General features: G+C 43.6%; 15 protein-coding genes. 4 read left to right on the top strand and 11 right to left on the bottom strand.

Annotated elements, in window-relative coordinates; genetic code table 11:
- Positions 1-69 precede the first annotated feature (69 nt).
- The gene (locus tag VB715_RS08985; RefSeq protein WP_323300858.1) at positions 70-984 is read left to right on the top strand and encodes a S1 RNA-binding domain-containing protein; all 915 of its coding nucleotides are present in this window, start codon (positions 70-72) and stop codon (positions 982-984) included.
- A 510-nt stretch (positions 985-1,494) separates the two neighbouring features.
- Here the strand turns inward: VB715_RS08985 and VB715_RS08980 are convergent.
- A complete protein-coding gene (locus tag VB715_RS08980) occupies positions 1,495-1,827 on the bottom strand; it encodes a P-II family nitrogen regulator (protein WP_323300857.1) in 333 nt (110 codons plus the stop codon).
- A gap of 106 nt (positions 1,828-1,933) precedes the next feature.
- Complete coding sequence (locus tag VB715_RS08975) at positions 1,934-3,019, bottom strand: sodium-dependent bicarbonate transport family permease (RefSeq protein ID WP_323300856.1); 1,086 nt, start codon at positions 3,017-3,019, stop codon at positions 1,934-1,936.
- A gap of 570 nt (positions 3,020-3,589) precedes the next feature.
- Here VB715_RS08975 and VB715_RS08970 point away from each other — a divergent pair.
- From VB715_RS08970 to secF, 3 genes are read left to right on the top strand one after another with little or no spacing between them, the layout of a single operon-like run.
- A complete protein-coding gene (locus VB715_RS08970; RefSeq protein ID WP_323300855.1) occupies positions 3,590-4,573 on the top strand; it encodes an alpha-ketoacid dehydrogenase subunit beta in 984 nt (327 codons plus the stop codon).
- Positions 4,574-4,588: 15 nt separating this feature from the next.
- Positions 4,589-5,995 (top strand): protein translocase subunit SecD, encoded by a 1,407-nt coding sequence (gene secD / locus VB715_RS08965; RefSeq protein ID WP_323300854.1) that lies wholly within the window; start codon positions 4,589-4,591, stop codon positions 5,993-5,995.
- 7 nt (positions 5,996-6,002) lie between these two features.
- Positions 6,003-6,926, top strand: a complete 924-nt coding sequence (gene secF, locus VB715_RS08960) for a protein translocase subunit SecF (RefSeq protein ID WP_323300853.1) — start codon at positions 6,003-6,005, stop codon at positions 6,924-6,926.
- Positions 6,927-6,974: 48 nt separating this feature from the next.
- Here the strand turns inward: secF and VB715_RS08955 are convergent, their stop codons facing one another.
- The 9 genes from VB715_RS08955 to VB715_RS08915 all read right to left on the bottom strand — a co-directional run bounded on the left by VB715_RS08955 (position 6,975) and on the right by VB715_RS08915 (position 14,810).
- Positions 6,975-7,337: an STAS/SEC14 domain-containing protein gene (locus VB715_RS08955; protein ID WP_323300852.1), complete on the bottom strand. Its 363-nt coding sequence runs from the start codon at positions 7,335-7,337 to the stop codon at positions 6,975-6,977.
- 49 nt (positions 7,338-7,386) lie between these two features.
- Positions 7,387-7,845 carry a cytochrome c gene (locus VB715_RS08950; RefSeq protein WP_323300851.1) on the bottom strand — a complete coding sequence of 153 codons (459 nt, stop codon included), beginning with the start codon at positions 7,843-7,845 and terminating at the stop codon, positions 7,387-7,389.
- 163 nt (positions 7,846-8,008) lie between these two features.
- Positions 8,009-10,498 carry a plasma-membrane proton-efflux P-type ATPase gene (locus VB715_RS08945; RefSeq protein ID WP_323300850.1) on the bottom strand — a complete coding sequence of 830 codons (2,490 nt, stop codon included), beginning with the start codon at positions 10,496-10,498 and terminating at the stop codon, positions 8,009-8,011.
- A 107-nt stretch (positions 10,499-10,605) separates the two neighbouring features.
- The gene (locus VB715_RS08940; RefSeq protein ID WP_323300849.1) at positions 10,606-10,989 is read right to left on the bottom strand and encodes a DUF302 domain-containing protein; all 384 of its coding nucleotides are present in this window, start codon (positions 10,987-10,989) and stop codon (positions 10,606-10,608) included.
- A gap of 268 nt (positions 10,990-11,257) precedes the next feature.
- A complete protein-coding gene (locus tag VB715_RS08935; RefSeq protein WP_323300848.1) occupies positions 11,258-12,409 on the bottom strand; it encodes a hypothetical protein in 1,152 nt (383 codons plus the stop codon).
- A gap of 113 nt (positions 12,410-12,522) precedes the next feature.
- Positions 12,523-12,873 (bottom strand): HPF/RaiA family ribosome-associated protein, encoded by a 351-nt coding sequence (locus VB715_RS08930; RefSeq protein WP_323300847.1) that lies wholly within the window; start codon positions 12,871-12,873, stop codon positions 12,523-12,525.
- A gap of 534 nt (positions 12,874-13,407) precedes the next feature.
- Entirely contained in the window at positions 13,408-14,004 is a 597-nt protein-coding gene (locus tag VB715_RS08925) for a biopolymer transporter (RefSeq protein ID WP_323300846.1), read from the bottom strand.
- Positions 13,955-14,227, bottom strand: coding sequence for a helix-turn-helix transcriptional regulator (locus VB715_RS08920; RefSeq protein WP_323300845.1), 273 nt, complete (start codon positions 14,225-14,227; stop codon positions 13,955-13,957). Before VB715_RS08920 ends, VB715_RS08925 begins: the two co-directional genes overlap by 50 nt.
- Before the next feature lie 298 nt (positions 14,228-14,525).
- Positions 14,526-14,810, bottom strand: coding sequence for a hypothetical protein (locus VB715_RS08915; RefSeq protein WP_323300844.1), 285 nt, complete (start codon positions 14,808-14,810; stop codon positions 14,526-14,528).
- Positions 14,811-14,936: the final 126 nt, after the last annotated feature.

Below are 14,936 nucleotides of genomic sequence, written 5' to 3'. Positions count from 1 at the left end.
ACTTGATGACTCATAATAGATGGTTGATGATGTTAGTCCGAATTGATCTTTCCTGTTCATTTAATAACCATGACTTCAGATTCTACCTCCCCTAAAGGTTCCCAAATTTCCTTCTCAATGGATGACTTTGCTAAGGCCCTTGAACAACATGATTATCATTTTGAAAAGGGACAAGTTATTCGGGGTAAGGTGATTCAACATACTACTGATGGGGCTTATGTTGATATTGGTGGCAAATCAATCGCCTATGTGCCTTTAAAAGAAGCTGACTTGCAATTTGAACCCAATTTGGCTGAGGTTCTTCCCCTAAATACAGACTGGGAATTTCTCATCACTAGCGAGCAAAATTCTGAGGGACAAGTTCAACTTTCCCGTCGTCAATTACAACTACAAGCCGCTTGGGAAAATCTGGCAGAAATCGCTGAAATGGGCCATTCTGTCCAAGTGCGCGTGACGGGAACCAATAAAGGGGGCGTTATTGGTGAGGTGGAAGGGTTGCGGGGGTTTATTCCGCGATCGCATCTCCAGGAAAAAGAAAACTTGAGTTCTTTGGTGGGCCAGTTGCTCACCGCGACTTTCTTAGAAGTGAATCAAGAAAATAATAAATTAGTTTTGTCTCAACGTCGGGCGATCGCAGCGGCAAGTATGAATAAACTGGAAGTAGGTAAATTAGTCAGTGGAAAAGTGGCAAAAATTCAACCTTATGGGGTTTTTGTCGATTTTGATGGGGTATCAGGATTATTACATATTACTCAAGTCAGTGGTTCTCGCGTTGATGCTTTGACCACAATTTTTCAATATGGCCAAGATATTCAGGTCATGATTTTGAATATTGATGAATACAAAAATCGCATTTCTCTTTCCACAAAAATCCTCGAAAATTATCCGGGAGAAATTCTTGAGAAATTTGATGAAGTGATGGCCACTGCATCTACTAGGGTTGCTCAAGCTCAGGAAAAAATGGCAGAAGAAGCACAGAGTTGATTACTGTAAGGTTGGGCCTTGCCCTGGCTTGACATCTGGCTATAGCCGTCACGAATGGCTAATCAATCCACTTTTCGGGGGGAGTTGTTGCCGGCTTATAAGTCCTGGACGGACTGTAACTGGCGAGATTAAACCACCCCACCGCCAGGAGAAGACCGAACCCACAGCCCAACAAAAAAGCCCAGGTGTGAGAGGAATCGAGTACGCAGAGCAGGCGGCGATCGCCCCTATATACCTGCACTAGCCAGCCTTCGCTGGTGTTGTCAAATTTGGTTCGTAGTTTAGTTGGGTCAAACTTGTTCATGATGTCCGCTCCATGCCGATCGAATGTGTGTGGCGGTGGCGGGCAAGTGCCCGCTGCTATGGAAACACCTGTCAGAAAATTCACTGGTGAATAGAGAGTGTCTTAAGGAGAAAGACTAAGTCACTCAAACCTAACAGTAAGGTCTAAGAGAAGACCACAAAAAGCTGGGACATGACCCCAGCTTTTTCGGTCTGCGTCGTGTCGATTCAACAGCCGTCTGGCCCGCAGAAACTGTGCCCATACAGTACCTCCGCGTCACAGATATAGGCGATGCCCGCATAATCGTTGAAAAACTTCACTGCGATCTCGTCCGCAATCTTCTCGGCCATATCCCGATTTTCGGTAAGCACCTCGAACTTTACATTAGACTCGATGTCAGAAACGGTGGGTTGTCCTGATGAGCGCACGTTGCGACTGCCTTTACCGCCAGTCTCCAACACCGTATAACCGGTTGCCCCTGCTTCATCGATGATCTTGGCGATCTTTTTCAGCAGAATCTTTTCCGTGACGATAACGAGCTTTTTGGCTGGCTTGGCCATTTTGGTTACCTCCTTACATAGGTGTATCGTAAAGTTTCAAGACAGATATTAATCTACTCGATCTGTCGATGCTATCTTAGCCCAATAGACCGCAACCTGTTTGGTATCAGCCGCCCAGTGCCTGGGCGAGCCCGGTAAAGAGCGGTATGCACAAGGCAATCGCAACCGGTGTGCCAACGGCCGTGGAAGCGCCGATGTAGGCGGAGGGATTGGCCGACGGGATACCTGCGCGTAACGTGGGCGGACCGGAGATGTCTGAACTGGAGGAAGCGATGACGGCCAGGATCACTACGCCGCCAAGGCTGAATCCCGTTAACTTGTGGGCAATCATGCCGAGACCGAAGGCGATAAATCCATGGATCAGAGGTGCCACAAAAGCATATACCGCGTACCACTGGGCTACCTTGCGTAGCTCACCGAGCCTTGCCCATGCCTCCATACCCATGATCAACATCAGTACCGAAAGAAAGCCTCGGAAGAGGGGCTCGTAGAAGGTCTTATAGACACTTTCCGGCTCGGTTAACAGGCCTAGAGCGAGGCCGAGTAGCAGTGCTGATAGGGCTGATCCTTGGAGGCTTTCCTTTATAATAGGCCATATCTCGACCTGGTTGCCTCCGGTACCGCGCTGCTTGCTGAGATACTCTTGCCTGGTGGCGGGATACTCCCGATCGCTGAGAGACTCTTCCTTGCTGAGATAGTTGTTGGACTTCTTGTTGAGATAAATGCTGGCCACGACGATCGCAGTCACAAGTGCTGGAATGTCCATGAAGGGATAGAGGGCGGCGGACCAGGGCTCGTATGCAAGGCCTTGCTCGTCTAAAATCGTCAGGGCGGCGGCCATGGTAGAGCCACTTACAGCTCCAAATAAACCCGCAGTCGCAAGGGCATCCACGACCCTGATCTTCGGCAGCTTTGCCAACGTATAGCGCCCGATGAACACGATAAGGATACCAATTAGAACGGCAAACAACGCGGGCAGCAGCATCTCCACTAGATTGGAGTCGCGGATCGCCTGTCCACCAGTCAGTCCGACTTTCATCAGCAGCATGAAGACGATGAACTGATAGACCGGATCTGGAATTGTCAGTTCGCTACCGAGGGCGGCAATGACAATGCCACCAATCAAAAAGCCGAGTGTCGGGGACTGCAACTGCGCCACGAATTTTGTCAAGAAATCAGATAAGAATTCCACTTTGTAATTACTCCTCAAATTCAGATATTAGGGGTCAGGACTGCAGGCAAGTGGGGCCTCGAATCCTAGATGGCTGGCTCTACGCATTCGGGTGAGCAGCGAGTCAACCCGCCACTCCATTGCATCTGCATCGCGGTGCGTCGTGTCCTGGGAGATAGGGTATCGCTCCGGTGAGTGCAAATGATCGCGTTAATCAGTGGCGATTCATATTCGGGAATAAGTTTGTTCGATAGAAGGTGATGCCCACCTGTGTAAAAGTGAGCGATCGCCTATCTTGCTCGATCGAATTAGACAATTCATAGAGTTTTTTCGATGCAACTTACTTTTTCAATCTAAGTTATTCTATAGCAAAATCTTAAGGAAGTATTTATTTAGCAAAAACAACTTTCAAATCATATCAATAAGCTTTGCTTATGCTTTCTGTCTGAATAATTGCGATCTATGCTCCTGAATTTTCACCCAACTTAGGTTAATGTCTAACGGATCAGAAAAAATGGCCATGCGCTCCCGAAAACGATAAAATGTAAGGCTGTGATGATAGGATGACAAGGGTGGGTTATTGGTAAAGATATGGCAGAGACTTTATTATTCAATGCACTTCGTCAAGCCATTGATGAAGAAATGGGACGAGATGAGACAGTGTTTGTCTTAGGGGAAGATGTGGGCCACTATGGGGGTTCCTACAAAGTTACCAAAGATCTCTGTAAGAAGTATGGAGACTTACGGGTTTTGGATACCCCTATTGCGGAAAATAGCTTTACAGGAATGGCAGTCGGGGCCGCGATGACAGGTTTACGGCCTATCATTGAAGGCATGAATATGGGCTTTTTATTGTTAGCCTTTAACCAAATTGCCAATAATGCGGGAATGTTGCGCTATACTTCCGGTGGTAACTTCAAAATTCCCATGGTAATTCGTGGCCCAGGGGGTGTAGGCCGACAATTAGGGGCCGAACATTCTCAACGGTTAGAAGCCTATTTTCATGCGGTTCCCGGCTTAAAAATTGTGGCTTGTTCTACGCCTTATAATGCCAAAGGACTCCTCAAAGCAGCTATTCGGGATGATAACCCCGTTCTCTTTTTTGAACACGTTTTACTCTACAACCTCAAAGAAAATCTCCCTGAAACTGAATATATTGTCCCTTTAGACAAGGCAGAAATTGTCCGTAAAGGAAAAGATGTAACCATTCTTACCTATTCTCGAATGCGTCATCATTGTGTACAGGCCCTCAAACAAATGGAACAGGAAGGCTATGATCCGGAGATTATTGATTTAATTTCCCTCAAACCCTTTGACTTACAAACCATTGGGGACTCCATACGCAAAACTCATCGGGTGATTATTGTGGAAGAATGTATGAAAACCGGGGGCATTGCCGCAGAATTAATTGCCCTAATTAATGATAACTTTTTTGATGAATTAGATGCCCCCGTGGTGCGATTATCCTCTCAAGACATTCCTACCCCTTACAATGGAATGTTAGAAAGATTGACCATTGTTCAACCCCCGAAAATCGTTGAAGCAGTGGAAAAATTAATGACCCTGCGAATCTAATATCAAGGACTTACCATGCAAAAACAGCGTTTGCTGATCGGTTTAATTCTTGCCCTCGTAGTTGGTGCGATCGCCGTTTTGGCCGCCCTGCCTTTACAATTGGGATTAGATCTCAGGGGTGGGGCCCAATTAACCATCCAAGTTAAACCCACCAAAGAAGTTCCCAATATTAGTCCCGAAGACTTGGCCGCAGAAAAGAGTGTCTTAGAAAATCGGGTTAATGGGTTAGGGGTGGCCGAACCTATTGTTCAAACCGTTGGCCAGGATAAAATTGTGGTGCAGTTACCCGGAGTAACAGACCCTCAACAAGCAGAACGGGTTTTAGGGGGAACGGCCCAATTAGAGTTTCGTCAACAACGTCAGGGAACAGAAGGGCAGTTTAATGCTGAATATACGATTAAACGGCAAAAAGAAGCAGAATTAGCCGTCTTAAAATTGGCGACGAAAACCCCAGAAAATGTTGCTAGGGCAGAGGAATTAACCCAATCTTTAGAAATATCTAATAAAGCGATCTTAGACTTATTTGAGTCTGTTGATTTAACGGGAAAAAACTTGAAAAATGCTCGTTATGGACCGTCCCAAGGCACGGAATGGGAAGTCATTCTTGATTTTGACGGTGATGGGGGTAAAAAGTTCGCTGCACTGACTAAAAATATTGCGGGAACAGGTCGCAGTATTGGCATTTTTTTGGATGATATTTTAATTAGTGCGCCTGTGGTTGGGGCCCAATTTGCTAATACGGGAATTACCGGGGGAAGTGCTGTCATTACGGGGAATTTTACCACAGAAACCGCTAATGAATTGGCAGTTCAATTAAAGGGCGGTTCCTTACCTTTTCCGGTGGAAATTGTTGAAAATCGTACCGTTGGGGCTACTTTAGGTAAAGATAGTATCCGACGCAGTATTTATGCAGGGGTGGCCGGATTAATTTTAGTATTAATCTTTATGGTGGTTTATTATCGTCTCCCTGGCTTACTTGCTGATTTAGCTTTGGGGGTTTATACGTTATTAACCCTAGCCTGTTTTTCTCTCATTGGTGTCACTTTAACTTTACCTGGTATTGCCGGATTTATTCTCAGTATTGGTATGGCAGTGGATGCTAATGTCTTGATTTTTGAGCGAACCCGTGAAGAATTGCGTGCTGGTAAAACTCTTTATAGTTCGGTAGAATCGGGATTTTATCGCGCCTTTTCTAGTATTTTAGATAGTAATATCACTACTTTGATCGCCTGTGCTGCTTTATTTGGGTTAGGCTCTGGCTTAGTTAAAGGGTTTGCTCTTACCTTGGCGATCGGTATTTTAGTTAGTATGTTTACTGCTTTAACTTGTAGTCGTACCTTACTATTAATAACGGTTTTGGGACTGCCAGCAGTTCGTAAAAAACCTGAACTATTTTGCCCTAATTTACCCACGAAATCTTAGAACAATTATGCAATTAAATGTCATTAAATGGGAACGGTTATGGTGGTCAATTTCTTCTTTGATCATCCTAGCTGGGCTCATTGGTATGGTGATTTCTTATTCAACTTTTAAGGCCCCATTACGTCCAGGATTAGACTTTATTGGGGGAACCAGACTACAATTACAGTTAGCTTGTGCTGTTGAGAAAACCTGTGATCAACCGATTGATACGGGAGAGGTAAGAAATATTTTAGTCGCCCAAGATTTGGCAGGAAGTACCATTCAAGTCTTAGAAGGAAATATTCTTTCAATTCGTACCAAAACTCTTGATGTGGATCAAAGGACTCAATTACAACAGGAATTAAACGATAAAATTGGGCCGTTTGATCCTGAAACTATTCAAATTGATACGGTTGGCCCTACCATTGGGAAAGAATTATTTGAGTCGGGAATTTTAGCTTTATTAGTGTCTTTCTTTGGCATTATTGTTTATCTTAGTATCCGTTTTAAGTTTGATTATGCGTTTTTTGCCATTGTGGCCCTGTTTCATGATGTTTTAGTGACTGCGGGTATTTTTGCTATTTTAGGATTAGTAGGCGGGGTAGAAATTGATAGTTTATTTCTCGTTTCTTTATTGACAATTGTGGGCTTTTCTGTTAACGATACCGTAGTAATTTATGACCGCATTCGAGAGAATTTTGAAGGTTCACCGGATCTTTCTATTAATCAGGTGATTGATATTTCTGTCAATGAAACCTTAACCCGTTCTATTAATACTAGCTTAACCACGATCTTACCCCTAATTGCTATTTTCTTGTTTGGGGGAGAAACCCTAAAATATTTCGCCCTCGCCTTAATTATTGGGTTTATTGCCGGAGCATATTCCAGTATTTTTATTGCGAGTACCCTCCTCGCTTGGTGGCGTAACCGTCAGGAATTGGCAAAAAATTAAGGAAAACTCTTTCTCAGACTATTTGATTAATATCTAATAGAGTTTTTTTTACTTAGATATCCATTGACGTGCTTGCTCTAGTTCCTTATTCTGAAACAATTTGAATCTGGCCGGAATCAGCCACCGGAAAATTTGAATCATCCCGCGCAACCACCTTGAATCAGTGACCACGGCAATCTTTTCCCACTCATTCCAATGTGCTAACCCAAATTTTAAATCATCCCAAAGTGCCATCATAGAAAAATGGTTAAATTCAGTTCCAAGATGATAGAGTAGACGGACTTTGCCGTATTTTTTTAATTTTTCTTTGACTATTGGTATGAGAAGTGTTTCATAGTCGTCAGCAGTTATATTTCCTACTGCTGAAAAAGCTAAAACTTGATCCGGTAAATCAGTGAGTATATTCAGCATTTTCTGACTCCTTAATCCTAAGTTTATGTAAATTTATTCTTGTTTCTATTCAAGGTAATGTATTCAGGTAAGCCATCAAATCAGCTAGATCGTCTTTGCCAATTTTCCAACGCGGCATATAATTATTTAATGGTGTTCCGTCAGGATCTTGCCCTTGCGTGACTGCTAAGCGGAATTTCTCAGGGGTGAATTCATCTTTCAATGTTGACCAGCGTATGTCGGGTGCATTCATTGTCTGCATTCCCATCATAGTATGTATACCCCCACGACCATTGGGACCATGACAGGAAGCACAAGTCAGGTAGCCACGACCCATCATGCCACCTGACGAACCCCCCATCATGCCACCTGATGAACCCCCCATTGTGCCACCTGATGAGCCATTATCCCCCCTGAACCCGCCCAAATCCGGCCCCGAAGTATAAGTAATGTTTGTGCCGCGATCGCTCGTGGCCGTGAAATAAATGCGTTCACCGTTTGATTGAAAGGTATTTGTCCCACTTGACACAACCGACGGCGGGTGTGATGCACAAGTCACAAGTAGTACGGTGATAATTATTGCTAACAAGCTATTAAAAATAATTTTGATTTTTCGGTTCATGGTTCATGTTAAAAATGTATTTTTGAAGTAAGATATTTGATTTTGAGTTGGTACACTCATTGAGTTCAGATCAGTTAAAAAGAAAATGAGAAAACCATTGAGTCAAGGTTCTAAAACCCTTGGTTACATAGACAGGTTTGGCATGATTAAACACACCGTAGGCACGCTGTTTCACCCAGTCTGCAATCAAAAACCAGATCAACGCATAAATCCAGGCAAAGCCAGCCAAACCCCATCCGAGAGGAGTCATAAAGATGCCATATACTGCGATCAGGGTTGCTAAAAATTGCGTTCCTAGTACAGCTATTAGCAAAATTCGGGCAGGTTTAATCGACCAGAAAGGCCCCTTAGTGCGTGTTACGAAGATGGTGAGATGTCCAGCGATGGAGAGCTTCAGGTAAATCAGCGTTTGCAGAATGCTGCGATCGAGGTTAAAGTAGCGTTCCCCCAAATACAACATCCCAAAGGAACTGGCTAACCCAGTTACCCCCAGAATAGTTGCTAGTCCAAGAACAATGGGCATATTCCAGGTTTCGGGACGATTGGCGGGACGGGTGTTATCGTAGGCAATGGAGATAATCGCACCATCATTCAATAAAGCCAACAGCACGATCATGATAGCCGTCACAGGATAGAAGTTATAGACCAGAATAGAAAGGGTCATAAACAACAAAATCCGAATCGTTTCGGTGATTCGGTAAATGGCATAATTATTCATGCGCTGAAAGATGCGGCGACTTTCTTGTATTGCCTCCACAATGACACTGAGTCCAGGAGTGAGTAAGACAATATCAGCAGCAGCACGGGCGGCATCAGTGGCCCCCGAAACTGCAATACCAGCATCAGCTTTTTTGAGGGCAGGAGCATCATTAACCCCATCACCAGCCATGCCCACGAGATGCCCCCGTTGTTGTAAGACTTCTACAATGTGATATTTATGTTCTGGGAAAACTTGGGCAAAACCTGCGGCGGCTTCGATCTTATCAGCAACTTGTCCGGCTTGGTGGGGAGCCGCTTTTTCTAGTAAACTGGCATCGAGGATGTCTCCTTTGAGTCCGAGTTGATGGGCTGTTTCGCTGGCGATCGCCTGTTGATCTCCCGTCAACATTTTCAAGCTAATGCCTAGTTTGCGTACCTCCCGAATCATCAATTGAGAATCGCTGCGGGGGGGGTCAAATAAGGGCAAAATTCCCAAAAATTGCCAATTTCCCTGAGCATCAGTACGAGCAACCCCCAGAGAGCGAAATCCCCGTCGAGCAAATTCATCGATCGCCTGATCAACTTGAGGCTGTACCTGCTCCACATTACTTGAAAGTTTGAGAATAACTTGAGGCGCACCTTTGCTCACCTTAAAGCGATCACGATTAGAGTTTTCAACGGTGGCTTCTGTGCGTTTACTGACGGGATCAAACGGCTGAAAATGGACAATCCGATAATTATCCAAATGTTGAGCAGGTTTCAGTTCCTTAAGAATTGCTAGGTCAATAGGGTCTTCATTTTCTTCACGAGAAGCAAGGGAGGCATTGAGAATAACATCTTCTGGGGTCGTATTTTCCCGACAAAAAGGCTCCCCTAATGTTAACTGATTCAGAGTTAAAGTTCCGGTTTTATCGGAACAAAGAATGTCAATACCTGCCATTTCTTCGATCGCGGCTAAACGACTAACAATGGCATCTTTTTTCGCTAATTTTTGGGCCCCGACAGCCATTGTTACCGATAAAACTGTAGGCATAGCGACGGGAATAGAAGCCACCGTCAACACCAATAAAAACCGCAGAGTAGTTAGCCAGGGATCACCCCGAAACAACGTCACAATCAACACTAGGACTACCAGCACCATCGCAATTAAAATCAGGTAATCGCCGATTTTTAAGACCGCACGTTGGAAATGACTAACAGTATGGGCAGACTGTACCAGATGGGCAGTTTTGCCGATATAAGTATGAACCCCAGTAGCATAGACAATGCCATCAAGTTCTCCTTGTTTCAGGATAGAACCAGAGTACAAAACCCCTCCCACCTTGCATTCTACGGGTAGGGATTCCCCCGTCAAGGCCGACTGGTCAACCTTTACAGGATCACCTGCTAAAAACCGCACATCCGCCGGAACAATATCTCCTAAACGCAATCGAATCAGATCGCCAGAAACCAGTTCACGAGATGGAATCGTTGTCCAAGTATTATCTCGTTTAACCTTAGCTTTAAGTGCGAGTTTTGCCTTAAGAGCAGCGATCGCATTTCCTGCCTGAAATTCTTCCCAAAACCCCACCACACTATTCCCAATGAGCAGGGCCAAAATAATGCCAAAATCCACCCAGTCGCCCACCAGTGCAGACAGAACAACCGCCGCTTCAATCATCCAGGCGATCGGCCCCCAAAAGTGGGAGAGAAACTGCATCACTGGACTAACGGTTTCTTCGGGTAACTCGTTATAGCCTTCTTGAGATTGTCGTTGGATTGCTTCTGTGTTGCTTAATCCCTGATTAGATGTACCTAACTTCTTTTTTAGGTCTTCTAAGGATAGCTCGGAAAGCTTTTCTTGATCGAGAGTTATAGTCATAGAATGACCCCTTAAATCTAAGTTATCAAAGCTTTAGCTAATCATTCATCGTGAGTAATGGTTTGTAATTTCACAGTACAAATTTCGATGATTAAGGCTGCGAGTCTTCATTTCGCCTCGTCAACCATCTGAATAGTCTTTTCTTCAACTTCTTTGGCAATTTGAGCTAATGCCACATCCTGAGATAGAGCTAAAAGCATTTGCACAGGCTTAATCAGTCCGATCTTCGTGTTGCCTTTCTCCGTAAACACTGAGATACGACACGGTAACGCCATATTGAGGCGCATATCGGTGGACAAAACCTTTGCAGCTTGTCCCGGATTGCAAACTTCAAAAATCTTGCACTCCTCATCAAAGGCAATACCTTTATCACGAAGTGTCGTTCCTAAGTCATGGACGCATAAAACCCCAAAGCCATGATGTATAACCGCCAATTCAAGGTCTGTCGATGCTTGGTTGAATGATTTCCTGGTTTCAACGATGTAATACATGAAATCTCCTCAATCCTATTCCCGAAGATTACTCGACAAGGTACTTTATCCCGCCTCAATACTGCTCGGTTAACAAAAAAAGTCGGTTGAGGCAGGGATAGGGAAGGGTGGGAAGGGGGGGAAGAAGGGGAAGATAAAAACCTGACTATTACAAGATTGCTCCCCACACCTCCCACACCCCCCCATCTCTAGAATGTTTTGCAGTTTAACCGAGCAGTATTGTATCCCCCCTAGTCTCCTTTGAAAGAGGGGATAAAACATCTAAGTTTTAATAACGCAAAACAGCAGCGATCGCTTGATGTTCAGGAACATCTTCCTGCGCTACTGCGTAAACAGTTCCCCCATTGGTTAGGGTATGTAGTGCAGCTAGATCGAGCAAATCTTCGTCCCCAACTTCCCTTTGAGGGTGAATCTGAACGGAATTTTTCTCTGGATCGAATACTCCCCAAACGTTTTCACCAATCGGAATAAACAAGGTTTCAACACGCTCGAAATAGGCGGCTGGGACAACTTTTTCGATGGTGTTGGCGGTTTGATCGCCGCCTTGTAGTTCCTGATAGTGGGAGATTGTTGATTTTTTGGTGAGATCAAAATAGGGCTGTACAATTTCCCATGCTTGGGTATGCAGTTCTTCTAGGGGCAAGGTTTCTGTATTACCAGAGATACCATAGGGTAGCAAGTGGGAATAGGTGTTTACCTCATGATAAATAGGCAATAGATAATCAACCCCTGCCAAAATTAGCGGTGCTTGCTGGTTTTTCAAGAAAGACTCTAGACCGTTATTAACTTCGCGCAAGTAACGCAATAAATCATCTTTATGTTCCTCGTTTCCGCCTCCCTGACCATGAAAAATGGCACTGAGATCGCCACTACTCCCCTTAGAGGAACCTGTATGTAATTGGAGGCTTTTTTCAGGATTATCGTATTGCAAGGCGGCCGCCATATTGGTCGGTACATCCGTTAACTCAATTTCATTAAGGTGATAATGGGTTCCTTGGAATAAGCGAATTTGCTTTTGACTCAAGGCTAAAACATAAAACGTCCCATCTCCCGACATTAGTTGCAGTAGTGGTTTGAGGTGAAAGCGATCGGCAATAACTGTTAATTCAGGAAAAGTGATCGGCAAACAGTAATAACGGAAAAAATTAGGAGAGAGAAAAATTGCCAATCCATTGCTTTGATGTCGCCAGAAGTCATCATTATCTAGATCATAAATGGGTTGAAGCAAATCTCTGATATCTTGTCCCCGAAGTCCCAGTGCCACCCATTTTTCTTCCACTTGCCGTAGTAGATTACTCAGTCGAATCTGATTTTGCGGAGTTTCAACTCCTAAACGCACAATGGGCGCATAGATCGAGATACAGGTTGGGTTTGATGCGGTGGTTAAAGTGGTTAATTCATCAATCGTTAATAAGTTCATGGTGTACCTCTTTCGTAAATTTTTTGCTCAAGCTTGTCTCAGGTTTCGATCTATTTCCTTTCAGGTCTTCTACATTCATCTCTGACTCCTGGGAAAATTTATTAACTATTCATTCAGCTAGACAGAGGTGGGTCAGTCCGATGACTCGCTTGATGCTCAAGTCGCCCAATAGTATGCTCAATCAAGTGGCTTACTTTCTCCGCAGCCTCCTCAACAGCTTGGTCTAAGGTCGCTGCCTGATGTGTTACCGCGAGGGGTTGGTGTCCTGCGAGACGGACTTCTATCATGCACCGCATATCATTACCGCCGCCCCTCTTGTCGCTGTTCTCATCGCTCAGGTGAACATCAACTTGAGTGATGCGATCGCTGAATCGGCTTAGGCTATCTTCCACTACATCACTAACCTGAGTGGCTAGTGCTTCGTGACCTTCGATGTTATGTCCAGTATTAATTTGGATTTGCATGATATTCTTCTGTTGTAATTGTGATTGGCTTAATATTCAGATGGAATGACTGGGATCTGCCTGCCTTTCTTTCCAAACCTCGACATTCCGTCCTTTCTCTCACTTCGAGTTGCGGATTTCCGGCAAGTCTTCGCCGTGCTTGTTGATGTAATGCTTATGCTCGATCAACTTGTCCTGCATCATGAATAAAGTAGCTAGAGCTAAGTGGAAAAACCTGGACATTCTCCTAGCTCAACAGATGCAATTTCATCACTCCATTGATTGAACCTATTAAACTTATTGAGTTTGAGAACTGCTTACCAAAATCGAGTCTAACAATTTTACTTATAATGCTTCTGCTATCAGTATAATGAGGCGGTTGTTTGGTTTTTGGATTAGGTTACAACAATTAATATTTCCCCCCAATAAAGGGACAAAAAATTGGAATAAATGATTGCCAAAGTTACTCAAAATAGTGTTAATTTAGACAATGAACCCCGATATTGTGACTTAATAATTTTGAATTGGAGCGAAGGGACTTGGCTATAGGGTAGTTCATTTTATATCAGTTTCTGGGTTCCCTGGTAACGATAACGGTGTATTTAAACCCCGATCATAAATAATAATATCCCATTGCCCCGAACGGTTAAACTCAAAAGCAATAAAACGGCCATTACCACTAATAGTAGGATGACGAACTTCTCCGAGCAAATCTTGGGTAATATTCTTACCCTCTAGACTTTGGCGATCATAAATAAAGATATCAGATTTACCTTCTTGCTCAGAAACATAAACAATATATCGCCCGTCCGCACTAATATCAGGTTGATCCTGAACTGTTCCAGGTTGGTTTAGTCCTGGTAAGGGTAGCAAACGGCCATTTTGAGTATCATATAACCAAATACTCCGCTTTCCCTGACGATCCGAGGCAAAAACCATATAACGACCCTCATAGGATAAACGAGGATGCTGTTCTGCTGATGTGCTATTTAAGGTATTTCCTAAGGGTTGCGTTGGGGGTGTCACAAAAGTACCTTCTGTGCAACCACTCAAGTTGATGGCAACACTGCTGACAAGGACTGTTAAGGCAACATTAACCCATTTATGATAGCATTTCGCTACTTGATGGTAACAAACAACAATTAACATCATTGAGGCACACTTTACCCCATTGCAAAGCCCAACGCACCAATTCTACCCGATTTTCTGTTTTCGTTTTGGTCAGAATGTTGCTAATGTGATTATCTACTGTCCGTTTACTAATGTCTAATTTCTCAGCAATTTCCAGATTGGTTAAACCTGTAGAAAGTAGGTCAAGAATTTCCATTTCTCGGCCAGATAGGGACGCAGGGGTTTCAAATTTACCACTCGCCATAGGTATTTTTTCCGTAGTACATTTACTTATTGCTTTCCTTTATTGTAGAGGATAGTTGGGTTTTAGGGTAAATAAGTTTGCCAAATGCAAATTATTGATCCCTTGGTCAAAATTTCCCAAGTTCCCTCTAGAGTAGTGCATTTGTCTTGTTCGTTTTCGACTGTTCTGAAATAGATTAAGCTAAGGTTTGAGATTTCCCCCTCGAATAAACCAACCGATGACACCGCTCACTGTAGCGGTTGCCAGAATAAAGACGATTTGCCTCCAATTCTTTAATTCTCCTACTTTTTCAGCTAAATCAGGTATTTTTTGAACTAATGGCTGTTGTGCTTGTAATGAATGTAGATTTAATTCCTGCTATTTCTTCTGATTGTTTATCTATTTTGTCCTCTATTTTATCTATTTTGTCCTCTATTTTGTCGATTTTGTTCTCTAGTTCATTTTTAACCGTTTCTATTTTCTCTGATAGTGTGTTGAGACTCGTTGCTGTTAATTCTGACTGCTTCTCTATTTTCTGTTCTAATCTAGAGAACATTTCTTCAAGAGTATAAGTGACGGTGATGGGGGGGGGATCTTGATTCATAGGTTAAACTCCAGATAGATTTGATCTTAGCAAATAGGGTACTCCTTTTATTTTATTAAAATTGATAAAAAAGCGATCGCCTGTAATACTTTTTTGTGTTCCATTACCACCAAACAAACTAAAATC

The sequence above is a fragment of the Crocosphaera sp. UHCC 0190 genome (assembly GCF_034932065.1).
Lineage (GTDB): Bacteria > Cyanobacteriota > Cyanobacteriia > Cyanobacteriales > Microcystaceae > UHCC-0190.
The sequence above is the reverse complement of the archived record's forward strand: the minus strand, read 5'-3'. Positions and strand labels throughout refer to the sequence as shown.

What these genes read in the sequence shown, in the direction of transcription:
- VB715_RS08970 (WP_323300855.1), top strand. Translation starts at nt 3,590, where the DNA reads ATGGCAGAGACTTTATTATTCAATGCACTTCGTCAAGCCATTGATGAA.
- VB715_RS08925 (WP_323300846.1), bottom strand. Translation starts at nt 14,004, where the DNA reads ATGATGTTAATTGTTGTTTGTTACCATCAAGTAGCGAAATGCTATCAT.
- VB715_RS08985 (WP_323300858.1), top strand. Translation starts at nt 70, where the DNA reads ATGACTTCAGATTCTACCTCCCCTAAAGGTTCCCAAATTTCCTTCTCA.
- VB715_RS08915 (WP_323300844.1), bottom strand. Translation starts at nt 14,810, where the DNA reads ATGAATCAAGATCCCCCCCCCATCACCGTCACTTATACTCTTGAAGAA.
- VB715_RS08940 (WP_323300849.1), bottom strand. Translation starts at nt 10,989, where the DNA reads ATGTATTACATCGTTGAAACCAGGAAATCATTCAACCAAGCATCGACA.
- VB715_RS08920 (WP_323300845.1), bottom strand. Translation starts at nt 14,227, where the DNA reads ATGGCGAGTGGTAAATTTGAAACCCCTGCGTCCCTATCTGGCCGAGAA.
- VB715_RS08955 (WP_323300852.1), bottom strand. Translation starts at nt 7,337, where the DNA reads ATGCTGAATATACTCACTGATTTACCGGATCAAGTTTTAGCTTTTTCA.
- VB715_RS08980 (WP_323300857.1), bottom strand. Translation starts at nt 1,827, where the DNA reads ATGGCCAAGCCAGCCAAAAAGCTCGTTATCGTCACGGAAAAGATTCTG.
- VB715_RS08935 (WP_323300848.1), bottom strand. Translation starts at nt 12,409, where the DNA reads ATGAACTTATTAACGATTGATGAATTAACCACTTTAACCACCGCATCA.
- secD (WP_323300854.1), top strand. Translation starts at nt 4,589, where the DNA reads ATGCAAAAACAGCGTTTGCTGATCGGTTTAATTCTTGCCCTCGTAGTT.
- VB715_RS08945 (WP_323300850.1), bottom strand. Translation starts at nt 10,498, where the DNA reads ATGACTATAACTCTCGATCAAGAAAAGCTTTCCGAGCTATCCTTAGAA.
- secF (WP_323300853.1), top strand. Translation starts at nt 6,003, where the DNA reads ATGCAATTAAATGTCATTAAATGGGAACGGTTATGGTGGTCAATTTCT.
- VB715_RS08930 (WP_323300847.1), bottom strand. Translation starts at nt 12,873, where the DNA reads ATGCAAATCCAAATTAATACTGGACATAACATCGAAGGTCACGAAGCA.